Raw genomic sequence first — 22,904 nt, forward strand, 5'->3', positions numbered from 1 at the left:
AAGCGTGTTGTCAGGCTGCGGTGGGCGTTGGTTCCACCTCTTGCGTGCGGGCTAAACGGCTGGCGGCATCGCCTAGAGGAGCGAGTTGTTGGGTGATCAGGCGTAGCTGGCTCTGAATAGGCCGGTAGAGCGTCACGGCGCTCTCTTCATCGGGGGTGGGCTGCTCTTCTATTTGTACGAGTAGCTCGCGGGCGTGCTCATCCAGGGGTGCGATGGGCAAGCGTTTATGCAACTGCTCCGCCAGCTTTTCTAACAGGGCGCTGATGCGCTTAGCAAGGGGAACTAGCGCGGCATCGTCTTCGTCTTCTGCTAGCCGATGACGATGGGCTCCCAGTGCTGAGAGATGGCTTAACAGCGTATTGGACAGCACCAAAAAACGCAGCCCGTTATCGGCATCCTGCTTTCGGTAGTGGCCCGGCTCGTGGAGCATATTGGTCAGCAGCGTTGAGAGGGCCGCATCGGCATTGTGGGCATTACGGCGCGCTAGCCGGTAGGCTAAATCGTCCTGTTTGCCCTCTTCATACTGATGAACAATTTCGTCTAAATAGCGGCGGTGATTAGTCAGCACGTTGGCGGCTTCCCGGTAGAGCCTGCGGCCCTGCCAGTCGGGCAGAATAAAAAACACCGCGAGTCCCGCGATTAACGAACCAATTAACGTATCAAACAGGCGCGGCCAGATTAAATCAAAGCCGTCACCCACCTGATTAAAGCTGCACAGTATCAGCAGGGTGATGGATGCCGTAGCAATGACGTAGTGCTTTTCACGGTTAGCGAAAAATGAGACGCCCGCGGCCACCGCAATCATGCTCTGTACCAAGGGTTGAGGAAATAGGCTAATCGACACCCATCCCGCGACTAACCCGAGTACCGTGCCGACGATGCGCTGGGAAAGAAAGCGCCGCGTGGTGGCGAAGTTAGGTCGGCAGACAAGTAGCGTGGTCAGCAAAATCCAGAAGCCCTGCTCCGGGTCTAGCCACTGCAGCAGCCCGTAACCAACCACCAGCGCGGTGGTTAAGCGTATCGCATGACGAAAGGTGGGTGACCCCAGCGTAACGTTTAGCCGTACCCGGCGCCAGGCTTCCAGTAAGCTGGATGGCGAACGGTCAAAGAGCGCGCTGTCCCGGCGCGGGTCATCGCTATCGGGGTTGTGGGCACTGGCAATCTGCGCCTCTAACGTTGCAAGATTATCGGCCAAGGCGTTGAGGGGGTGCATCAACGGCCGCCATTCCGGCTTGCCGCGCTCGCTCAGATTATCGATAGAGGCGCGCAGGTCCGCGAGCGCCTGCTCACTTAGCTGGTGGTCAAAGGGGCGATTAAGCAGCAGTGATTTGGCCAACTGACGGCAGGCACGACCCTGCTGGTCGAGTAGCCGCTGGCAGCGGAACAGCACGTCGTGGTGGAAAAACGCTTCGGTGAGCGCGCCGTAGGGGTAGTGGGTCGAACTTGCTCGTTCGTGGATATCCTGGGCGATAAAGTATATCCGCAGGTAGCGGTTAAGCTTGCGACTCCCGCGCTGGCCTTCTAGGCGGCGGAAAATCATCTCTTTCGCTTGGTTAAGGGCATCGACCACAAGGCCATTTTGCCGCGCCAGCGCCACCCGGCGGGCCTCTATATCCACGCCGCGCACGGGTTCAAACAGCGCAGATTTGAGAATTAAAAACTCGCCCAGAGTTTTATATACCCTGGCCATGCTCTGCTTGACCGGCTGGCGGGAGAACAGCGCGCACCACACAACAGAAATAACCCCGTACCACGCTGCCCCGGCTAATAGCAGCAGTTGGCGAGCGGCGACGTCTTCATCCACGCCGCCGTGCTGTTCAATATTGATCATCGAGTAAATCGATAGAATCAGCGTGCCCGAGGCAATAGTGGCGTAACGCTGGCCGATGGCGCCCAGCATAATCAACGTGAAGGTAGAGAGTGCCAACCCAAGGGCAAACAGCCACGGCCACGGGAATAGCCACTGCACCACAAACGACGCCGAGGCAAAGCATAACAGGGTGACGGCCAACGCTTGTAGGCGCCCCTGCCAGCTGTCATCGGTTTCTGAAAGCGCGCTTGCGATAATGCCTAAAAACAGCGGGATCACCAGTGCCACGTCTCCCGCTACCCCGCTAAACAGCAGCGCCCCGCTGAAGGCGATAAACACCCGCAGGCTATAGGCGAACTTATCCAGTGTCCAAAGGCGCCGTAGGGGCAGTGAAAGCGGCATAGGGGCTCTTGTAGGCAGAGGTTGTTAGACTTTAGTTTATATGCTGCGTTGCCGCATGGCTAGGGAGACGCTGTTGTGGCCTATCAACGAAAAGCCCCGCAGTGCGATGGGCTGCGGGGCAATAGGCGGCAAGCAATAGAGCCACTAGCGTTACAAATACTTCAACAGCTTTTGCAGCTTGTTCATATCGGCGGAGTCGCCGACGAGGCGCACCTCGCCGTTTACCATGCCGTCTAGAAATGCCTGCTGGGTCGGCTTCTTGAGGATGCGTAGCGCGGCATCTTGGTCGCGAAAACGTAGCTCAAGATCAAGGTCAACGGGCAAGCCTTTGCCGGTGGTTACCCCTTGGGGCGTCATCCGGTAGTAGCGGGCAATGCTTAAGTCTTCGGTGGCAATCCCCCAGTCCAGTCCGCGCATGCGTTCTAGCTGCTCTTTAAAGCGCGGCTTGCGGCGTAGGGCACGCTTGAGCATAAAACTCAGCAGCCACAGCGTAAGCGTTAGCTTCATTAGGAAACGGCGTCCTTGAGCGCTTTGCCTGGCTTAAAGGCAACGTTTTTGCTGGCGGGAATTTGTAACGGGGCGCCAGTTTGCGGATTCTTGCCGGTACGTGCGGCACGTTCGCGAACGGTAAAAGTACCAAAACCAATCAGGGCGACGTCTTCGCCCTTGGCGACGCTGTTCGTGATCTCATCCAGGATGACGTTGAGGACTTGGCCCGCTTTGTCTTTGGAAAGGTCGGCACCTTCAGCAATAGCAGCGGCGAGTTCAGGTTTGCGCATAGAGGAAACTCCCTTGTAACAGAATCAAGCGTACGCTTGTGATGTGTAAGAAACAGTGTTGTTTAAGCATTACCCGGCTGGTCCAGCTTCTTAGACTAGTCGTGAATGCGGCGAAAATCAGCCTAGCAGCGCAGGGGCTGCTCTGGAAAGCTCCACTTTCCTTCTCACGCAGCCGCCTGTCAACGCAAAACCAATCAAACGACCGTCTTTATCTTCTGCCAACGCTGCCATTTCTCCCCCTTCTCCTTCAATTCGCCACTTTTCGGGCGTGGTTAACGGCGGGTAGGCCACCACGGGGAGTAGCGTTGTTTTTACGATGACCGGCCATGCGCCAAAGGCGACGCGAGTGGGCGTGCCGCTTAGGGTAGCCGCCAATGCTTTAATGCTGGCCTGAAGCGGCTGTACGTACATGGCGTTAACACCTTCAACACAGGCCACGTCGCCTAAGGCGTAAATGTTAGGCTCAGACGTGCGCAAGTAGCGGTCCACTTGTATACCGCTAGAGGCCACCGCGAGCCCAGAGGCGTTTGCTAGCGCGGTGCGTGGGGTAAGTCCCGTGGCCATTAACACCTTATCGGCTTGAAACGACTCGCCGTTATCAAGCTGGATGTCTATAGCGTGGTCATTAACGGCGTCGGTTATTGCCGTAATGGCGTGGCCCAGGTGGAGTGTTATGCCCGCCTCTTCAAAGGCTGTGGCTAGCGCGCGGCCTAGCGGTTCGGGCAGTAGGCGCGCTAGCGGCGTGTTTTCGGGGGCCAATAGGCTGACGTGGTGGCCGCCAGCAATCAGGTCGTTAGCAAACTCGCAGCCCACCAGCCCGGCACCAATCACCGCGACCCGCGTGGGGCCTTGTGTTAGTGCGGTATGAAAACGGCGGTAATCATCTAAGTCGTTCACGTTGAAGCAGCGGCTGCTAAGGCGCTCGGGCACGCTGAAGGGCGCGCGTGGGGCCGCGCCCGTCGCTAAAACTAAGTCGTCATAGTAAAACTCTCGGGCGTCACTCAACCGCACCTTTTGGTTATCCACATCCAGTTGGACAACCTGGGTGTGGGTAACTAGCGTTGCGTTAAGCTCTTCTGCTACGTCGGCTGCGCTGCGCTGGGCCAGCTTTTCGGGGCCAATGCGTTTGGCAAAGCCGGTGGAAAGCAGCGGTTTACTGTATTCGTCGCCGCTGTCAGCACTCAACAGAGCGATGGTACGGGTATCGCCTTGGCGGCGCAGGGCGCGGGCAAGCCCAATACCTGCCATGCCGGTGCCAATAATCACCAGCGCTGCGTGGGGGGCGTCGGCGCGTTGTTCAATCGGTGGGGGCATGCAGTCACCAAAAGTCGGTGGAACAAAAGCCTGTCAGAGCACCATGTTACACTACCGCTCACTTTTTTGACTGCCTTGGAGAACCCGGTGACGGCCCCAATTTTCCGGCAAGCCCAGCCTTTTATGCATTGGCTACCCGTTAATGCGCTGCGCCCTGCGATGAGCGCACCCTGGCGGCAATGGGTGGCTTCTACCGATTCGTTAACGGCGCGGCTAACCGCGGCGGCAGCCGATAAACCGTTTCGGGTGCGCTTATTACGCCAGACAATTGGCTTGCCTCAGCGGGATGAGGCGCTGGCCTTGGGTATTGAGCCGCGCCGCTATGCGTGGCTGCGGGAAGTAGCGCTCTGTGTGGACGATACGCCTTGGGTGGTGGCCCGCTCGGTAGCGCCGCTGACCCAGCTGCAGGGGAAAGGGTTAGAGGGGCTCGGCGAACGCTCTTTGGGCAGCTGGCTGTTTCGCCAGCCTGATTTAGTGCGTGGCCCCCTTTACGCCACCAAGCATTGGCCCTGTTTTGCCCACCGGCTTTGCGCGCCAAATGTGGCTGGCGTATGGGGGCGGCGCTCAGTTTTTCAGCACAGCGGGCTTTCGCTGCTGGTTCAAGAGTACTTTTTATCCACCATGGCGGATGATCTTGGCCTGCCTTCGCGCTAGGCTAACACTGCATCTTTATTCGTGAGGTAAGCATGGATCGTTCTCTGTTGCGGCCAACGGGGTGGGCTCGGGTGGCGGATTTTTTACAACTGATGCGCCTGGATAGGCCCATTGGTACCTGGCTTTTGATGTGGCCAACCCTGTGGGCGCTGTGGATTGCGGCAGAGGGAGTACCTGGGCGAAATGTATTGCTGATCTTTATTGCCGGTGTTTATGTAATGCGCGCGGCGGGCTGTGTGGTAAACGATTATGCGGACCGCCACTTTGATGGCCATGTGAAACGCACCAAGCATCGGCCGCTCGCCACCGGGCGTATCAGCGAAACCGAAGCGCAGCTGCTGTTTGTTGGGCTAGTGGCGATTGCGTTTATTCTGGTGCTGCTTACTAACTGGTTTACGGTTTTGCTCTCTATTGGGGGCTTGGTACTGGCGTTTATTTACCCCTTTATGAAGCGCTACACCCACTTTCCCCAAGTGGTACTAGGAGCGGCTTTCTCTTGGGCGATACCGATGGCGTTTGGTGCCGTGCTGGGGAGCGTGCCCCTTGAAGCATGGCTGCTGTTTTTCGCCAACGTATTGTGGACCGTGGCCTACGATACCCAGTACGCCATGGTTGATCGCGACGATGACTTAAAAATCGGTATTAAATCAACGGCGGTGCTGTTCGGAGATGCTGATCGATTAATCATTGGCCTGCTACAGCTTGCTACGCTGGCGCTATTAACCTGGGTAGGGCTACGAGTAGCGTTAGGCGGTTTTTTCTGGCTAGGGCTAATAGCGATGGCAGCGACGTTTGTCCATCAGCAGCGGTTGATAGCGCACCGTGAGCGTGATGGCTGCTTCCGGGCGTTTTTGAATAATTACTGGTCGGGCCTGCTTATTTTTGCCGGTATTGCTCTGAGCTGGTGGCCAATCACTGGCTAAATACGCTGAGTGTCATAAAATTGTCACTAAGCCATGGTGTTATCGTCACAGATATTTCATTGAACTGTTTTTCTATGAGCTAGTTTCATTGCACACCGTGAGGCCCAGGAATGACCGCCAAGACCGTTTTGATTGTCGATGATGAGGCGCCGATTCGCGAAATGATCGCAGTGGCGCTGGAAATGGCTGACTATCACGTGCTTGAAGCGGATAACGCCCAAGATGCTCATGCGATGGTTGTCGACCATCAGCCTGATTTGCTGCTACTGGATTGGATGATGCCCGGCACCAGCGGTATTGAGCTTGCAAGGCGCCTAAAACGCGAAGAGTCTACAGCTGAAATACCCATTATTATGCTTACTGCTAAGGGCGAAGAGGATAATAAGATTCAAGGTCTTGAAGCGGGTGCCGACGATTACATCACTAAGCCATTTTCGCCCCGTGAGCTGGTCGCGCGCTTGAAAGCCGTGCTAAGGCGTACCACCCCCCGGGGTGTGGAAGACCCCATTGAGATTAATGGCCTAATGCTCGACCCGGTAAGCCATCGGGTAAGCGCCCATGGTGAACCGCTGGAAATGGGTCCCACAGAGTACCGCCTGCTGCAGTTTTTTATGACCCACCAAGAGCGCGCCTATACCCGCAGCCAACTGCTTGATCAAGTATGGGGGGGCAACGTCTACGTTGAAGAGCGCACTGTTGATGTACATATTCGCCGCTTACGTAAAGCGCTAGGTGAAGCCCACCAAAACCTTATCCAAACGGTACGAGGCACGGGATACCGCTTCTCCGCTCGGGTGTAAATGGTGCGTCTCTGGAGTCGTGAGCTGTGGCGAATTGCTTGGCTGGCTACCTTAGGGGTCTTGCTGGGCTGGGCGCTAAGCGCGCCTGGGTTAGGGTTGGCCGCAGGGCTTGCGGTGTGCCTGTTTTACCATTTGCGCCAACTGCTGGCGCTTTTTCAATGGCTAACGCTGCATCCCCAGGATGAACCGCCTTCGGCGCGGGGCATGTGGGGCGAGCTATTTGATCGGCTCTACCGTTACCAAAAGAGCCAGCGCATTACCCAAACCCGCTTACGGGCTACCCTCGGGCGTATTCAAGAGTCATCGGAAGCCATGCGCGACAGCGTCGTCATGTTAGACCGCCATGGTGACCTTGAGTGGTGGAACAGTGCCGCCACTGAGATGCTGGGCCTACAAACCGCCCATGACCGCGGGCAGCATATTACGAATCTGCTGCGTGACCCGCGTTTCATCAGCTACTTCAATGCCAACGAGTATAGCGAACCGTTAACGCTAACCTCGCCAATTGATGAACGCCAAATTCTGCAGTATCAGATTACCCTCTATGGAGACGATGAGCGTCTCGTCATGGCGCGGGATATTACCCGGCTGCATCGTCTTGAGCAGATGCGGCGTGACTTTGTCGCGAATGTTTCCCATGAGCTGCGCACACCGCTAACGGTGCTTTCCGGCTATTTGGAGACCTACAGCGACTTAAGCGACCAGCTGCCGCCACGCTTAGGCCGGGGAATTGGTCAGATGGAGGAACAAACCAAGCGCATGCAGAGCTTGGTGAATGACCTGCTACTGCTTTCTCGGTTGGAAATTGACCAAGGTGGAAAAGACCACCAACCACTGGTCGTTGGGCCGTTACTTGAGAGCATTCGCCAGGATGCCTTGGCGCTCTCCGGCCAGCAGAAAGGCGATCAAGTGCCGAGTAGCCAGCTGCATAGCATCCACGTAAGTGTTGAGAGCGAGGCCCAGCTAGTGGGCAGCGAGCAGGAAATCCGCAGCGCTATTTCTAATCTTGCCTTTAACGCGGTGCGCTACACCCCTGCAGGCAGCCAAATAACCCTGCGTTGGGTCACCCTGGAGAACGGTAGCGCTTACATCTCGGTGGAGGATAACGGCGAGGGGATCGATCCGGTGCATATCCCCCGGCTGACTGAACGCTTCTACCGAGTTGATAAAGGACGCAGCACCGCCACTGGGGGCACAGGCCTGGGATTAGCCATTGTTAAGCATGTATTGCTGCGCCACGATGCTCAGCTACAGATAGTCTCCCGTCCTGGCGAAGGCGCGCAGTTTCGCTGCGTATTTCCTGCCACACGGGCCTTGGTGGCTAATACCGCCTTTTAAAAAACCACGCTGCGTTTTCAAACCCTGCATTCAACCACTGAATTCAACGGCGGTGCTGGTCAAACAATTCCTGTTACAAAGAAGCACGCGTTCCCTAAAAAAGACAACGCTTGTACAAGTGTGCCAGATTGTCTGTTAAGGATGGTCAAACGCTGCGCATGTGTCATTTTTAGCCACTTTTGCAGCTTTGACAGCGCTTTTAGAGTGGCTATAAATAATCGAATAATGTCTATAAGCCCCTGTATTTAATTTGTTTTATATTATTTTTTGGCAAGATGGCACAAGCAGTGCAACTACCTAGTTAAGGAAGATCACCGCTGGAACTGGTAAGCCTCAATGGCACTCTTCCTTAAAAATTAGCGGTATCACAGCGATCGAGGAGACGGAACATGATGTCCAAGGAACTACTCAAGAAAGCTGGCATTTTAGGTGTAAGTTTTGGCTTGATGGCTAGCCCATTAGCATTTGCTGACACCACGGACCATTCATCAATTGATCAAAACCAGGATATAACGGCTGATGAAGAGCCGAGGGATAGCCACTCGCAAAATGCAAATCCTGGTGACTATGACAGTGAAGATTTAACTACCGATCACGGTACGCAAGGCCCAGACGTGGTTGACGATCCCGAGTCAACTAACATGAACGGTGACGATGAAGAATATACGCCTGACGACGTTGTTGAAGAAAATAGTGCATCGTAATTAGTATTTTTTATCGGTAACATTAGTTTACAAAGCTGAAAATAACTCTTACGCTTAGGAGTGAGCACATAAGGGGCAAGGATGTCCCATAGCAAGGATGCTCACCGATTCAAGGAGTGAATCAAGCGACGAACAACACGTTAGTCAGGGTTAATTCCAAGGTTGGAGTCCCGCAAAAGGATAGGAAGCTAACGTTAGGTATCGCCCATATTAAGAGTTATCAAGACCCCGCCCTGGCGGGGTCTCGTTTTTTGTAGACGGTCGAAAAGTGTGTTCATTCCACACGTTCATTCCGCGGTGACCACACCACGGTAGTGGTGATCCCACATCAAAACGGCGCCTGCCACCGCACCAGGAATTAAGAATAAATTTGCCAGCGGAATCCAGGTAACCACGGTCACCAGCCCGCCGTAAGTTAGGCTTTGCCACCAGCGCCGTGAAAGTCGTTGGCGCATATCCCGAAACGTTATTTTATTGTTATCCATTGGGTAGTCTAAGTAGGTGATGGCCATTATCCAGGCAGAAAACAGTGCCCACAAAATAGGCGCCAGCAGGTTAAGCCCTGGAATCCAGCTAAACACCAACAGTGCTGCCGCGCGGGGCAGGATGTAGCCTAATTTCACCAGCTCACGCCCCACTGCATCAATCGCCGTTTTCGCCAGACCGCGGTCGTCTAACGGTTCGCGGCCAGTGGCTTGACGCTCTACTTTGGCGGCTAAAAAGCCGTAGAAAGGCGCGGCGATCAGGTGGGTGACTAACGTAAAGGTGAAAAACACGGCCAGTAGTAGGCTGACGAAAAAAAGAGGCCAAATTAACCAGGATAGCCACTCAAGCCAACTCGGCACCATTGCCATCGCGCTGTCTAGCCAGCCAGAAAAGCGGTTAACCACCAAGCGGAGCATGCTGGCATAAACCACAAGGTTTACCAGCAAGGGAAGGAAGACATAGCGCCGCAGGCCTTTCGATACACCAGCCGAGTGCCTCGGCTTAGCGCGGTAAATGCATTCAATGTGCGAACTCCTTATCAATACGCCCAGGCAGCGCATCTGGGCGTATTGCAGGAGGTATTACAGGATAGGTCAAGACTTTTTAAGCACGTCCTGATCTAAGCTGTCGAGGTCGGTATGGCGAATATCCAGTCCCTTTACGAGATAAACCACATATTCCGCGAGGTTGTTGGCGTGGTCGCCTACGCGTTCCAGGGCGCGCAGTACCCACATAATGCTGAGTACCGAGCTGATAGAGCGAGAGTCTTCCATCATAAAGGTCATCAGCGAGCGCATGGCGCTGCCATACTCGTCATCCACGAGCTCGTCTTCACGCACGACCTGCATGGCAAGTTCCGTATCAAAGCGGGCAAACGCGGTTAACGCATCGCGCAGCATTTTACGGACGTGTTCGCTGATATGGCGTACTTCTACCAAGCCACGAACACTGCCGTTGTTTTCACTTAATAGCATCGCGTTACGGGCAATCTTGCTGGCCTCATCGCCGATACGCTCAAGGTCTGAGGTGGCGCGAATAACCGCCAGCACTAAGCGCAAGTCAGAAGCTGCGGGCTGTCGGCGCGCTAGAACACGCGTGCACTCGTCATCTATTTGTAGCTGCAGATCGTTTACTTGGCGGTCGTTATCGCGCACTTTTTCGGCGAGGTGGCTGTCGCCTTCAAGCAGTGCGAATACGGCGTCTTGCACCTGCTTTTCCACTAGGCCACCCATGGCCATTAGGTGGGTTTTTAGCTCCTCTAGCTCTTGATTAAACTGGCGAGAGATATGCTGGCTGTGGGTATCGCTGGTAATGTCCATTGCGCACTCCTGACGGGTCGTCTCTGGGGCCTAGGTCATGCGGCCGGTGATGTAGTTTTCAGTGCGTTGTAAACGCGGGTTGGTGAACACTTGGTCGGTTAAGCCGAATTCAACCAGCTCGCCGTGCTGCATAAACGCCGTGTAGTCAGAAACCCGGGCGGCCTGCTGCATATTGTGGGTCAGCACCAAGGTAAGCTGCGATTTAAGGTTGCGAATCAGCTCTTCCACCTTGAGTGTTGAGATGGGATCCAGTGCCGAAGCGGGCTCATCTAACAGTAAAACGTCGGGTTGGACGGCCAGCGTGCGGGCAATGACTAAACGCTGCTGTTGCCCACCGGAGAGCTGCCATGCTGAACGGTGCAACTGGTCTTTAACCTCCTCCCATAGCGCGGCAGACGTTAGCGCCCACTCAATAATGTCGTCTCGCTTACGCTTGGGTAATCGGCGCTGCAAGCGCAGCCCAAAAGCGACGTTTTCATAAATTGACATCGGAAATGGGTTCGGGGTTTGAAACACCATACCCACGCGGCGCCTCAGCTCGGTGACGTTCGTTTGGGGGGCGTGAATATCCTGCCCTTCAAGCGCTATGTGTCCACTGTGGGAAACTGATTCGTTGAGGTCATGTAACCGATTAATCGCCCTAAGCAGCGTGGATTTACCGCAGCCAGAGGGGCCGATAAAAGCGGTAACCCGATGGCGAGGCACGTCGAGCGTCAACTGCCGCAAGGCAGGTTTCCCCGCATAGGCGAGGTTAAACTGATTGATGCTTAGGCAGCACTGCCCGGGAGCAAAGGTGGTCACCGGAGCCTGTGATGCTTGGCCTGACGCTTGGCTTGGTGTTAAGGGCGCTAGCATTCGTTTCCTCGTTGACGCCTTAGATAATGACGCAGAAATATGGCAGTTAGGTTAAGCACCAGCACAATCAGCACTAATAGTAACGCCGTGGCGTAAACCAGCGGGATGGCGGCCTGAACATCCTCCCCATGAAACGCCGTATCAAATAAATGATAGCCAAGGTGCATAAACTTGCGCTCAAGGTGCAAATAAGGGAAATCACCATCCAGCGGCATTTGCGGCGCTAGTTTTGCAACGCCCACCAGCATTAAAGGTGCCACCTCGCCAGCGGCCCGGGCGATGGCTAATATCACTCCGGTGAGCATCGCAGGGGTAGCCATAGGCAGCACCACCCGGGTTAACATTTCTAGGCGTGTGGCCCCTAGCGCTACCGCCCCTTCGCGCTGGGCGTCGGGTATTCGCGCTAAGCCCTCTTCGGTTGCCACAATCACCACCGGCAGGGTTAGTAGTGCAAGGGTCAGCGAGGCCCATAAAAGCCCGCCGGTGCCGAAGGTGGGCGAGGGCAGTTCATCGCTAAAGAACCAATTATCGATAGAGCCGCCAATGCCGTAGACGAACACTCCCAGGCCGAACACGCCGTAAACAATCGATGGCACGCCTGCTAAGTTGCGCACGCCAATGCGTACTAAATGGGTGAGCCGATTTTGATGAGCGATTTCATTGAGATAAATCGCCGCCAGTACGCCAAACGGGGTCACGATCACCGACATTAAAATAACCATCAGTACGGTGCCAAAAATAGCCGGCCACACGCCGCCGCCGGTATTGGCTGCCCGTGGCCCTTCGCTCAGAAAGCGCCAAACGTTTTGCCCCCAGGCTGTGGCTTTCTGCCACCAGGACATGGCATTGGGGGCCTGAAAATGGCGGATACTGGAGAGCGACTGGCGTAGCGCTTGGCCATCGGCGGTCAGCAACAGTAGCTCACTGCTAGCCCGCTGGCTGGCTGGCAGCGCTAGGGAAGTCGTCATGTACTCCCAGGCAGCTTGTCCGGTTAAGCGCTGGCCATCGCTTTCCACTGCGACTAAACGGCCAATAAAATCGCCCCAGGGGGTACGTTCTAAGCGGATTAGGTCGTTTGGGGTCGCTTGCTCAGCGATGTCCTCGACGTTTATCCAGCGCCAGTTAGCCCCGGTGATATCGCGGTTGCCGGTAAAATAGAGCCGCTCCATGCCCGCGTTTAGCGGTAGCGGGGTTTCGCGTACCGGCTGGCCGATAACCGTATCACCTGAGGCAAGCGTGACCTCCTCCAGGGTAGCTGGCCAGAAGTGCCCTAGCCCCCGGGTCGCCAACAGGGTGAGCAGCGCTGCCAACATCAGTAGTGAAAGCGCCACGCAGGCAGCGCATAGCCACGGCCACAGCCCATCATTTAGCCAGTTAACCCGCCGTTTGCTCTGTTCGGATAGTGGCGTCATTGGCTGCCCCCCAGCCGATGGTAGCGGCGGCGCAGTCGCTGGCGCACCACTTCTGCCAGGGTATTGACCAAGAAGGTAAAAATGAACAGCGCTAGTGCGGCCAAAATCAACAGATGATAAGTGAGTCCGCCGGGGGTCGCCTCGGGCAGTTCAATGGCGATAGCGGCGGAGAGCGAGCGTAGTCCCTCAAAGGGACTGGCGCTAAACAGCGCGGTGTTGCCGCTAGCCATGAGTACGATCATGGTTTCACCCACAGCGCGGCCTGCGCCAATCATGACCGCTGAAAAAATACCGGGGCCAGCTGTGGGTAGCGCTACTTTCCAAAGCGCCTGCCAACGGCTGGCCCCCAGCGCTTGCGCGCCTTCCATTAAGGTGGGGGGGATATCTGCGAGTGCATCTTCGGCCAGCGCATAAATACTCGGAATGATGGCAAACCCCATGGCGATACCGACAATCAGCGCGTTTCGTGTGGCGTAATCCATGCCGTAGCGTTGGTCGAGCAGGCGGCGTAGATCGCCCCCTAGCAGGTGGTGCTCAAGCCATGGCGCGAGCCACAGTGCCACGACGACCATGCACGCAAGCCACGGGATTAGCCATAGTCCCGCCCAGGAGTGCGGTAAGCGCTGGCGCAATCGGGTCGCCGCAAGATGCCATAAGACACCGGCCAACACGGCGCTGAAGGGCAGCCACACGATGAGCAGCAGGGCACTGGCTAAGTGGCGCTCTACCCAGGGTGCTAGCACTAAGCCAGCAATAAAGCCGACCACAACGCCAGGTACCGCTTCCATGAGTTCTAGTGCGGGTTTTAGCCGACTACGCAAACGCGCCGACATAAACAGTGCCGAGTAGATGGCTGCGCCTAACGCAATAGGCGTTGCAAACAGCATGGCGGCGAGGGCGGCTTTTAGGGTGCCCCAGGCAAGTGGTGAGAGCTTACTAAGCGCGAAGGTATCGCCTAATGCGAGCAGCGGAAGCGTTTCCCAAATAAGGAAAACCCCGATGGCCAGAATCGCCAATAACACCCCAATGCCCCCAGCGGTGATTAGCCCAGTGGCAATGCGGTCTTGAAGTTGGCGCAGCGGCAGATGAACGCGGGTTAGCCGGGGGGGAGTCATGTCGACATCATTGAGAAGCGGGTGCCATCGCTAAAATAAATATGCATGGGATTCTCCTTACCCTAAAACATTTTTATGACAATTAAATGACAGTCGTTACCATGGCTGCTGGGCGTTCAGGTCGCTAGGCGGCAGCGGTACAAAGCCTGAAGCGCGGACAATTTGCTGGCCTTCTGGCGACATAATCAGCTCAATAAACGCCTGCTCGGCGGCCGGTAACGCCTCCCCTGGGGGCAGATTAACGTAGAGATAGAGATCGCGGGATAAAGGATATTCGCCACGCTGAATCGCTGATTCCTTAGGCGCCAGGGCGTTGCCGTGCTGGTCGGCTAGATGCAGCGCTTTTACCATGGGGGTAAGGTGGTTGAAGCCTGCATAACCCATCGCGTTAGGCGATTCTCCCACTGCGGCGACCACGGCGGAAGAGCCAGGGTGCTCGCTAATATCGACCCGGAACTGGCCGCTGCATAGCGCCTGTTGTTGGAATAATCCGTGGGTGCCCGAGGCCAAATTGCGCCCATGCAGCGCAATACGCCCGTAAGGCCACTGCTCGGCATCAAGGAGCGCATCCCAGCGCCGAATGGGCTGGCTGGCACCACAGGCAAGGCCGGTGGAGAAAATGGCATCGACCTGCTGACGGGTTAAGACATCAAGCGGGTTGTGGCGATGGACAACGACGACCAGCGCATCCCGCGCCACACGCAGCTCAAGGGGCGGGTAGCCATAGTGGTCGATAAACTGCTGGCGCTCAGTCGCAGCCATCGGCCGGGACATCGGGCCAAGGCGTGTAGTGCCTGCAATTAACGCCGTGGGCGCACTGGCTGAGCCGCCCGCTTGAAACTGGAGGTTAATTTCTGGATGACGAGCGGTGAGCGCTTCTCCCCAGCGTAATACCAGCCCCGCCATGGTGTCGGAACCCACCGCCCCTAGCGTGCCGCTTGGCAGGGATGGCGCCACGGCGGGCTGCCCCCAGGCTAACCGGGTGACCACCAGCAGTGCACCTAGCAGCGCTAAGCGTAGGCGATATTTCTTCCTAAGCCATAAACCGTTACCCTTCAAACGCCTTTCCTCTTGTGATTAACTAATGCCACTCTATTGCGATGCAGCAACATCACAACAATAAACCCACAAAGCGACCACCTTATGACACCGTTGGATTCTGATTTGGACGATGTACCTGCGCCCCAAGGGCAGCTCACGTTAAAGCTACTGGCTTCTCGACAAGATACCAATCTCTATGGCGATATTCCTGGTGGGTGGCTCGTCAACCAGATGGATCAAGCCGCCGAGCTTGCCGCAGGCCGTGAAGCCGGCGGGCGAAACGCCACCGTTGCCATTGAAGCGATGGATTTTTTAAGCCCGGTACGTGTGGGGTCGATGGTCAGTGTTTATACCCAGGTGCGGGAAATTGGTCACAGCTCAATCAAAATTGATGTGGAAGTTTGGGTGCGCCCGCCTCACGGTCGCCATATTGAAGAGCGCCAGAAAGTCACCGAAGCACGTTTTGTCATGGTAGCGCTGGATGAAAATGGTCGAATTCGCGCGGTGCACAGCTAAAAAGGGCGCCGAGGCGCCCTTTGTGCTTAAGAAGATCGAGTTTTCTTAAGAAGTACCAGTGTGCTAAAAGTGGCTTAAGACGTTAGCTCATCACGGCTTTTCAAGTAAGCGTACTCACCCACATCGCTAAACGGGCGCAGTACTTGCTGGAAGGCTGAGTAAGACTCCCACACCCGGCGAGACGCTTCGTCGCTGTCTACCTGGCGCTGAATAACCTCTTGGGAAGATTCATGGAGCGCTTGCATGACATCTTCCGGGAAGGTTCGTAGCTGAACGCCGTGCTCATCTACCAGGGTTTCCAGCGCTTGAGCGTTGCGGTAGGCGAACTCACTGATCATGGCGAGGTTAGACGCGCGTGCCGCTTCGCGGATAACGTCCTGGAGGTCTTCCGGTAGGGCATTCCAGGCGTCCAGGTTAACGGTGCCTTCTAGCACGGCGGTAGGCTCATTCCACACCGAGGTGTAGTAGTAGTCGGCGACCTGATGCAGGCCAAACGCCATATCGTTGTAAGGGCCTACCCAGTCGGCAGCGTCAAGTACGCCGGTTTGGAGCGAGGTGAAAATTTCCGAACCGGGCATGTTAACGGTGGTTACCCCAATAGCGTTCATTGCTTCGCCTGCCAAGCCCGGTAGGCGCAGGCGCAGGCCTTGCATATCGGCCAGGGAGTTAATCTCTTTTTTGAACCAACCGGCCATTTGCGCGCCAGTATTGCCGACCGGGAAAGGCTTCAGGTTATGGTTGGCGTAGATCTCATCCCACAGCTCTTGGCCACCGCCGTGGTATAACCAGGCGTTCATTTCAGTGGTGTTCATGCCGAACGGTACCGCAGTGAAAAACTGCGAGGCGGCTACTTTTCCGCGCCAGTAATAAGAGGCGGAGTGACCCATTTCAGCGGTACCGGCGGCTACGGCGTCAAATACTTCCATGGCAGGCACCAGCTCGCCCGCACCGTGTACACGGATGCGCATACGGCCGTTAGAGAGTTGCTCTACCCGGCGGGCGAAGTCGTTCGCGCCAGTACCGAGTGCAGGAAAGTTTTTCGGCCAGGAGGTCACCATATCCCAGGTGTAGGTTTCGTTAGCGCTGGCGGTAGAAACAAACGGGGCGGCAGCGACACCGGCGGCGCCAAGGCCGGCGGCTTTGAGGAAATTGCGGCGTTGCATAATGAGCAAGACTCCGGAAATTATAGGATATTTTTGTCAGCGTGCAGAAAAGCACAGTGTCCGTTTGCCAGTATGCGCCAACCAAGTTTTAATCGGCAAGCCATTGCCCTCAACGCCAAGGCGTTGGCGTTTAAAGCGGCGTCAGCTTAGCAAACCCCAGCACCAGCCACTTAACGCCATCACCCTCGAAGCTGACCTGCACCCGGGCGCGGGCACCTTCCCCTTCGGCGTTCAGAATAATGCCTTCACCAAATACCGGATGCGCCACCCGCTGGCCCACGTGCAGGCTAGGTAGGTCACCGTCACTCTCGATGCTTTGTTGGGCAAAGGAGGTACGCGACGCGGTGACCGGGCGGGAAATATGCCCGCGCAGGCGTACTTCTTCCAGCAAGTGAGGCGGGAGTTCGCGCAAAAAGCGCGACGGGCGTGGGAATACCTCTTTGCCGTGTAGGCGGCGGGTTTCGGCGTGGGTGAGGTAGAGCTTTTGCATGGCTCGGGTAACGCCCACGTAGCAGAGGCGCCGCTCCTCTTCGAGCCTGCCAGGCTCTTCCAGCGACATTTTATGAGGGAACAGGCCCTCTTCAACGCCGGCAATAAAGACCACCGGGAACTCCAAGCCTTTTGCTGAGTGCAGCGTCATCAGTTGGACGCTGTCCTCAAACTCTTCCGCTTCGTGGTCGCCAGCGTTGAGCGCCGCTTCAGAAAGGAACGCTTCAAGCGCTGCCATACCTTCACCCGCTTCCGGGGTTTCAAACGCGTCGCCGTGGGTAAAGGCACGGGCGGCGGTAACCAGCTCTTCCAAGTTTTCTACTCGCGCTTGGCCTTTCTCGCCGCGCTCGCTTTTATGGTGCTCAATTAGCCCGGTATGCGCCGTCACGTGGTCGATGATTTCGTGCAGAGGCAGCCCGGCGGCATCGTTATCCAGCTGCTCTATCAGGTTGGCAAAGGTTTGTACTGCGTTGGCGGCACGGCCCTTTAATGTACCGTCGTGAATCGCATCATGGAGCGCCTGCCAAAGCGACACGCTTTGCTCCCGGGCGCGGTGGCGAACAATTTCCACTGTGCGGGTGCCAATGCCACGGGTGGGTACGTTGATCACCCGCTCTAACGAGGCATCGTCATCACGGTTAAGCAGCAGGCGCAAATACGCCAGGGCATTTTTGATCTCTAAGCGCTCGTAGAAGCGATGGCCGCCGTAAATACGGTAGGGCATGCCTTGGCGAATCAGCGTCTCTTCCAGCAGCCGCGACTGGGCGTTGGAGCGGTAGAGAATCGCAACGTCTCGGCGGTTAAAGCCTTCGTTGACCTTCTCTTTGATGGTATCGACGATATAGCGGGCTTCTTCAAGGTCGTTAAACCCGGCGTAGATAGAAATTGGCTCGCCTTCGATGCCATCGGTCCACAGGTTTTTACCTAGCCGTTCACTATTGTGGCTGATCAGCGTGTTGGCGGCCTCTAGAATTGCGCTGGTAGAACGGTAGTTCTGTTCCAGACGTACGGTATGGGTGTGCGGAAATTCCTGCTCGAAACGGCGGATATTTTCCACCTTGGCGCCTCGCCAGCCATAGATGGACTGGTCGTCATCACCCACGGCGGTCATCGGTGTTTTCATACCGGTCAGCAACTTCAGCCAAGCGTACTGCAGCGTATTGGTATCTTGAAACTCATCCACTAACACGTGACCAAAACGTTCCTGGTAGTGGTTTAACAGCGCCGGATTATCGCGCAGTAACTCCAGGCTTCTCAGCAGCAGCTCACCGAAATCCACCAGCCCGCCGCGCTCACAGGTTAGCTGGTAGCGTTCGTAAAGCTCGACCATCTGGCCCAGGTAAGCATCGCCATCGACGTTTACCTGGTGGGGGCGTAGGCCCTCTTCTTTGCAACCGGAAATAAAATGTTGTACCTGACGCGGCGGGTAGCGCTCATCGTCGATCGAATAATCTTTCAGCAGCCGTTTAACCAAGCGTAGCTGGTCATCGGAGTCGATGATTTGGAAGTGCTGGGGTAGCCGGGCATCCTGCCAGTGGGTGCGCAGCAGGCGGTGGGCAATGGAGTGGAAGGTGCCTACCCACACATGGCGCATAGAGATGCCCAGCAGCGCCTCTAAGCGGGTGCGCATCTCTTTGGCCGCTTTGTTGGTAAACGTCACCGCCAGCAGGGCGTAGGGAGAAAGTCCCTCGGCCTGCATCAACCAGGCGATGCGATGAACCAGCACGCGGGTTTTACCCGACCCCGCGCCAGCCAACACGAGTAGATTGCCCTGGGGGGCGCTAACTGCCTCGCGCTGGGCGGGGTTGAGCTGATCAAGAATCGCCGTGACGTCGTCCATATAAGCCGCTGCCGGTTCGAAAATGGGCAGCCAGTTTAGCACAGCCAGGGAACTGGCTGTGCGTACAGGGCGAGCGTTTAACTCTCTTCGGGGTAGCGCAGGGTGTTAAGGCTCTTTTTAACCGCTTTAAGCTGCTCGGCGAGCTTTGGCCCGCGGGTTTTGGCAACGCCAACTGCTAATACGTCGATAAGCACTAGGTGGGCAATGCGGGAGCTTAGCGGCGTATAGATCTCGGTGTCTTCGTGAACATCGATATACAGCGGCAGGCTGACCTCGCTGGCCAGCGGTGAGTCGCTTGGGCAGAGGCCAATCACCGTCGCGCCCGCATCGCGAGCCAAACGTACGCTAGCCACCAGCGCTTTGGTGCGGCCCGTCTGGGAGATCGCCACCACCACGTCGCCCTCTTTTAAGGTCACCGCAGACATATTCTGCATGTGCGGGTCGGCGTAAGCGGAGGTGGAGATCTGCAGGCGGAAGAACTTGTGCTGGGCGTCGAAAGCCACCGCGCCAGAGGCCCCAAAGCCATAGAACTCAACTCGGTTGGCCATGGCCAAGGCGTTAACGGCTTTCCCTAAGGCTTCGTTGTCGAGTCGGTCGCGCACCGATAACAGCGTGCCCACGGTGGAGTCGAAAATGCTGTGGGAAAATTCTGCGACTGAGTCGCTGTCGTTCATGGAGAACTGGGCGAACTGGCTGCCGCTGGCCAGCATTTGTGCCAGCTGTAGCTTGAAGTCCTGGAAGCCGTTGCAGCCCAATGCGCGGCAGAAACGCACCACCGTAGGCTCGCTCACTTTGGCTTCCGTGGCGAGATCCACAATCCGCATGTGGATAACTTCGTCAGGATTGCGCAGTACAAACCGTGCAACCTTTTGCTCGGAGCGACGGAAGTGCTCCATGCGGCGTCTCATTTCATCAAACAGGGCGCGGCTCACGTTCGGCTCCTTGGGTGCTCAACAAACAGGTATTTACAGTACGATAAAAAATACCTGTTTAAAACGTTCGTTTTTAATGACGGTTCATCGTTTGCTGCGGTAGAGCGGTAACTCGCTTGATGACAGCATGCCCGCGTCGGCAGCAGCGCCTAATCTGCAGGCGTTTAAATGCCGTTAAGACATTTGAGCAGGATTCGTCATCATTTTGTCAAGTAGGTTATAGTAAGAAGTGAAGTGCCGCACTGCATCATTTGCAAATCAGTGGTTACGGATGCAGGTGGACGTAGGCATATTCACCTGGAGGAACGTCGATTATGAGAAACGTCGAACGAATCACCTCGGTAAAAAACGAATTGCTCGACATCTTTATGAGCATGCAGGTCGATGAGCACGCCCAGCAACGGCGCAGCTCTGCCCAGCGCAGCTTAAGGGCGCGCAGGGGAATAGAGTTACATCGGGAGTTTCAGAAGTTGTCGCGGGATATCGCCCCCTTGCCCGAGTACGAGCAAGAGAGCGAACTTCACTAGCGTCTAAACGAAACCGCCCCGCTATGCAGCAGGGCGGCTGTTTGCTCGGCTTTGTTGAGGCCTTAGTAATGGCTCAAATAAGGCCAGTCACAAACACAATGATAACGCCAACGGGCGCTACATAGCGTGCGATGATGTTCCATAGGCTGACACCTGTTGCTGAGAGTCCCAGCTCAGCTTCCACGCTTTCGCGCTTCAAGCACCACGCCACAAATACAATCGCCCCCAGACCTGTTAACGGCAGCAGAACTTTGCTGGTAAAGGTATCCAGTAGGTCGAAAATATTCAGGCCAAAGAACAGCACCTCAGACCAGACGTTGAATGATAGAAGCGCCGCGACGCCTAATAGCCATACAGCAACACCACTCGCGAGAGTAGATGCGATACGGCTCATGGACGTGCGTTCTTCCAATGTTTCCACAACGGGTTCCAGCAGAGAAATAGCCGAGGTTAGCGCTGCGAAGGTTAATAGCAGGAAGAACATCAGTCCCAGAATGGTGCCGCCTGCCATATTGCCAAACGCCAGCGGCAGCGTAACAAAGATCAAACCTGGGCCTTCACCGGCACTCAAGCCATTGGCGAAGACAATCGGGAAGATGGCCAAGCCGGCCAGCAGTGCAATCACGGTATCCAGAATGATCACCGTGCGCGCAGTGCCCAGCAGGTTAACGTCTTCACCCAGGTAAGAGCCGTACGCCATCATGATGCCCATACCCAGCGACAGCGTGAAGAAAGCCTGGCCCATGGCGGCTAATACAACCCCACCGTTAAGCGCGCTCCAGTCAGGGCGGAACATAAAGGCTAATGCTTCGCCAAAATAACCGCTGGCTACGCCGTAGCCCACCAGGATGAGCATTAATATGATGAGGGCAGGCATTAACAACCGCGCCGCACTTTCCAGCCCTTTGGTGACCCCACGGGCCACGATGCCTACCACTAGCACCATAAAGGCGGTGTGCCAGAGCAGCAGCGTAGTGGGGCTACCTAGCATGCCGCCAAACAAGCCGCTGATGCCGTCTGCATCTTGGCCGTCAAAGGTGCCAATCACTGAGCTTAGCGTGTAGTTCAGCGACCAGCCGCCAATGACACTGTAAAACGACAGAATCAAAAATGCCGCTAAGACACCGCTAACCCCGATTAGCGCCCACGCCTTAGATTTACCGTGGTTCGCGGCCAGTTCGGCCATAGCGTTAATCGGGTTTTTCTGGCCTCGGCGACCAATCATCCACTCCGCCACTAGAATAGGCAGACCGACCAGCGCCACACAGGCGAGATACACCAGTACGAAGGCGGCGCCGCCGCTGTCGCCCACCATATAAGAGAAGCGCCAAATATTCCCTAAACCGACTGCCGACCCTGCGGCAGCGAGCACAAAGGCCATCTTTGATGACCACTGTGCATGTGCAAGTTTTGCCATGTTTCACCTTCTATATGGGTTCAATTGTAATTAATAAGGTGTTGCTATCGTAAAATGCTAATTTTCGGAAAACTAAACTGTGAGAAAAAGATATTTTCCAGCGTTATTTTCCGAAAGTAGACGCAATTTATCCGATAGAAAGAGTGCATGCCAGTAAACACAGCTAAAAAGGCTGTTTAAAACAGTTGGCTCTGCTTATCGCCAGCAAACGCTGGCAGGGGAGGTAGCGGTGCCAGTGTTTGTAGCTCTTTATAGAGCATGCGCGCCATCTCGGGAGACTCCCGGTTATCTGCAGTATGCACAAATAAGAAAGGGGTTTTCCCCTGTTTTATCCACAGGCTAAGACGCGATTTCCATGGGCTGAAGTAGCCGCTGTTGATGGTTTTGTCAATATGCCCAATGAAACGAATAACAGGCTGCTGTGCCGTGGAAAGCACGTGTAGTGGGACTTTCGGCTTTTCCTGCTGGGCGTGGGCAAGCCCAGCATGGCCATTAGCCGGGGTGGAAAACAGTGGGCGCACATCAAGCATCACGCGGTTAGCTGCGTAAGTTATCAACAATTGGTTAAGCGCCTTCTCAGCGGCTCCCTTGTGGAAAAACTCAGGGTGACGCACTTCGACAGCGCAGGGTAAATGTGCGGGCCACTGGGCGAGTAGCGCTTCTAGCTGGGGCAGCTCCTGGGGGCCAAAATCTCGCGGTAACTGAACCATGGTAGGGCCAAGGCGATCATGAAGTGGCTCCAGCGCGGCTAAAAATGCCCAGGCATCTTCCAAGCGCGTTAGCCGCTGATCATGGGTGACGCTAGCCGGCAATTTAAAGCAAAAGCGAAAGTAAGGGGGTGCCTGGCGAGCCCAAGCAGCAATTGTCTCAGGCTTGGGCGCACCACTGTAAAAGGTCGTGTTGCCCTCGACACTTGAAAAAACCGCCGCATAGTCACTTAAAAGGTCTGTTTTGGCGTGGCGCGGGTATAGGCTTCCCAGCCAATCTTGGTTGGCCCACATGGGTAAGCCTAAATAAAGCGGAAGCGTCATAAGAATTGAGCCTTCATAAGGAGGGCCTTCATTGGTA

21 protein-coding genes and 1 pseudogene are annotated in these 22,904 nt (G+C 55.9%); 7 read left to right on the forward strand and 15 right to left on the reverse strand.

Translation table 11 applies throughout. The features are described 5' to 3' along the window. Positions 1–10: 10 nt before the first annotated feature. From yccS to MOY_RS07300, 4 genes are all read right to left on the reverse strand, one after another. Positions 11–2,212 (reverse strand): YccS family putative transporter, encoded by a 2,202-nt coding sequence (yccS, locus tag MOY_RS07285; protein WP_009098189.1) that lies wholly within the window; start codon positions 2,210–2,212, stop codon positions 11–13. A gap of 150 nt (positions 2,213–2,362) precedes the next feature. Continuing rightward, positions 2,363–2,719 carry a hypothetical protein gene (locus MOY_RS07290; RefSeq protein ID WP_009098190.1) on the reverse strand — a complete coding sequence of 119 codons (357 nt, stop codon included), beginning with the start codon at positions 2,717–2,719 and terminating at the stop codon, positions 2,363–2,365. Further along, positions 2,719–2,991 carry an HU family DNA-binding protein gene (locus tag MOY_RS07295; RefSeq protein ID WP_009098191.1) on the reverse strand — a complete coding sequence of 91 codons (273 nt, stop codon included), beginning with the start codon at positions 2,989–2,991 and terminating at the stop codon, positions 2,719–2,721. The genes MOY_RS07290 and MOY_RS07295 overlap by 1 nt, the downstream gene beginning before the upstream one ends. A gap of 117 nt (positions 2,992–3,108) precedes the next feature. After that, positions 3,109–4,305, reverse strand: coding sequence for an NAD(P)/FAD-dependent oxidoreductase (locus tag MOY_RS07300; protein WP_009098192.1), 1,197 nt, complete (start codon positions 4,303–4,305; stop codon positions 3,109–3,111). 87 nt (positions 4,306–4,392) lie between these two features. Here MOY_RS07300 and MOY_RS07305 point away from each other — a divergent pair, with 87 nt between their 5' ends. From MOY_RS07305 to MOY_RS07325, 5 genes are all read left to right on the forward strand, one after another. Continuing rightward, positions 4,393–4,959 carry a chorismate--pyruvate lyase family protein gene (locus MOY_RS07305; RefSeq protein ID WP_009098193.1) on the forward strand — a complete coding sequence of 189 codons (567 nt, stop codon included), beginning with the start codon at positions 4,393–4,395 and terminating at the stop codon, positions 4,957–4,959. A 32-nt stretch (positions 4,960–4,991) separates the two neighbouring features. Continuing rightward, entirely contained in the window at positions 4,992–5,882 is an 891-nt protein-coding gene (ubiA, locus tag MOY_RS07310) for a 4-hydroxybenzoate octaprenyltransferase (protein WP_009098195.1), read from the forward strand. A gap of 110 nt (positions 5,883–5,992) precedes the next feature. Then, positions 5,993–6,682: a phosphate regulon transcriptional regulator PhoB gene (gene phoB, locus MOY_RS07315; protein WP_009098196.1), complete on the forward strand. Its 690-nt coding sequence runs from the start codon at positions 5,993–5,995 to the stop codon at positions 6,680–6,682. Between the two features lie 3 nt (positions 6,683–6,685). Beyond that, positions 6,686–8,020, forward strand: coding sequence for a phosphate regulon sensor histidine kinase PhoR (gene phoR, locus MOY_RS07320; protein WP_035540376.1), 1,335 nt, complete (start codon positions 6,686–6,688; stop codon positions 8,018–8,020). Positions 8,021–8,409: 389 nt separating this feature from the next. After that, the gene (locus MOY_RS07325; protein WP_009098198.1) at positions 8,410–8,724 is read left to right on the forward strand and encodes a hypothetical protein; all 315 of its coding nucleotides are present in this window, start codon (positions 8,410–8,412) and stop codon (positions 8,722–8,724) included. Between the two features lie 287 nt (positions 8,725–9,011). Here MOY_RS07325 and cysZ read toward each other — a convergent pair. The 6 genes and pseudogenes from cysZ to MOY_RS07355 form a co-directional block, all read right to left on the reverse strand. After that, positions 9,012–9,733 (reverse strand): annotated as a pseudogene (gene cysZ, locus MOY_RS07330) (sulfate transporter CysZ). Positions 9,734–9,803: 70 nt separating this feature from the next. Further along, positions 9,804–10,529, reverse strand: coding sequence for a phosphate signaling complex protein PhoU (phoU, locus tag MOY_RS07335; RefSeq protein ID WP_009098200.1), 726 nt, complete (start codon positions 10,527–10,529; stop codon positions 9,804–9,806). A 30-nt stretch (positions 10,530–10,559) separates the two neighbouring features. Continuing rightward, positions 10,560–11,384, reverse strand: coding sequence for a phosphate ABC transporter ATP-binding protein PstB (pstB, locus tag MOY_RS07340; protein ID WP_009098202.1), 825 nt, complete (start codon positions 11,382–11,384; stop codon positions 10,560–10,562). After that, positions 11,378–12,796, reverse strand: a complete 1,419-nt coding sequence (gene pstA / locus MOY_RS07345) for a phosphate ABC transporter permease PstA (RefSeq protein ID WP_009098204.1) — start codon at positions 12,794–12,796, stop codon at positions 11,378–11,380. The genes pstB and pstA overlap by 7 nt, the downstream gene beginning before the upstream one ends. Continuing rightward, positions 12,793–13,911, reverse strand: coding sequence for an ABC transporter permease subunit (locus MOY_RS07350; protein ID WP_009098205.1), 1,119 nt, complete (start codon positions 13,909–13,911; stop codon positions 12,793–12,795). Before MOY_RS07350 ends, pstA begins: the two co-directional genes overlap by 4 nt. 96 nt (positions 13,912–14,007) lie before the next feature. Further along, positions 14,008–14,970 (reverse strand): PstS family phosphate ABC transporter substrate-binding protein, encoded by a 963-nt coding sequence (locus MOY_RS07355; protein ID WP_009098206.1) that lies wholly within the window; start codon positions 14,968–14,970, stop codon positions 14,008–14,010. A gap of 84 nt (positions 14,971–15,054) precedes the next feature. Between MOY_RS07355 and MOY_RS07360 the strand changes: the two genes are divergently transcribed. Further along, positions 15,055–15,468: an acyl-CoA thioesterase gene (locus MOY_RS07360; RefSeq protein ID WP_009098207.1), complete on the forward strand. Its 414-nt coding sequence runs from the start codon at positions 15,055–15,057 to the stop codon at positions 15,466–15,468. Between the two features lie 74 nt (positions 15,469–15,542). Here MOY_RS07360 and MOY_RS07365 read toward each other — a convergent pair whose 3' ends face one another. The 3 genes from MOY_RS07365 to hexR form a co-directional block, all read right to left on the reverse strand. Then, positions 15,543–16,631 carry a TRAP transporter substrate-binding protein gene (locus MOY_RS07365; RefSeq protein ID WP_009098208.1) on the reverse strand — a complete coding sequence of 363 codons (1,089 nt, stop codon included), beginning with the start codon at positions 16,629–16,631 and terminating at the stop codon, positions 15,543–15,545. Positions 16,632–16,761: 130 nt separating this feature from the next. Continuing rightward, complete coding sequence (gene uvrD / locus MOY_RS07370; RefSeq protein WP_009098209.1) at positions 16,762–18,960, reverse strand: DNA helicase II; 2,199 nt, start codon at positions 18,958–18,960, stop codon at positions 16,762–16,764. Positions 18,961–19,037: 77 nt separating this feature from the next. After that, positions 19,038–19,892 (reverse strand): transcriptional regulator HexR, encoded by an 855-nt coding sequence (gene hexR, locus MOY_RS07375; protein ID WP_009098210.1) that lies wholly within the window; start codon positions 19,890–19,892, stop codon positions 19,038–19,040. Positions 19,893–20,206: 314 nt separating this feature from the next. On the opposite strand from hexR, the gene MOY_RS07380 reads away from it, so the two are divergent. Beyond that, on the forward strand, positions 20,207–20,419 hold the full coding sequence (locus MOY_RS07380; RefSeq protein WP_009098211.1) for a PA3496 family putative envelope integrity protein: 213 nt from the start codon (positions 20,207–20,209) through the stop codon (positions 20,417–20,419). A 73-nt stretch (positions 20,420–20,492) separates the two neighbouring features. Here MOY_RS07380 and MOY_RS07385 read toward each other — a convergent pair whose 3' ends face one another. Then, entirely contained in the window at positions 20,493–21,836 is a 1,344-nt protein-coding gene (locus MOY_RS07385; protein ID WP_009098212.1) for a sodium-dependent transporter, read from the reverse strand. 176 nt (positions 21,837–22,012) lie between these two features. Next, positions 22,013–22,867 (reverse strand): DUF72 domain-containing protein, encoded by an 855-nt coding sequence (locus MOY_RS07390; RefSeq protein WP_009098213.1) that lies wholly within the window; start codon positions 22,865–22,867, stop codon positions 22,013–22,015. Between the last annotated feature and the right edge of the window lie 37 nt (positions 22,868–22,904).

The organism is Halomonas sp. GFAJ-1 (genome assembly GCF_000236625.2).
GTDB lineage: Bacteria > Pseudomonadota > Gammaproteobacteria > Pseudomonadales > Halomonadaceae > Vreelandella.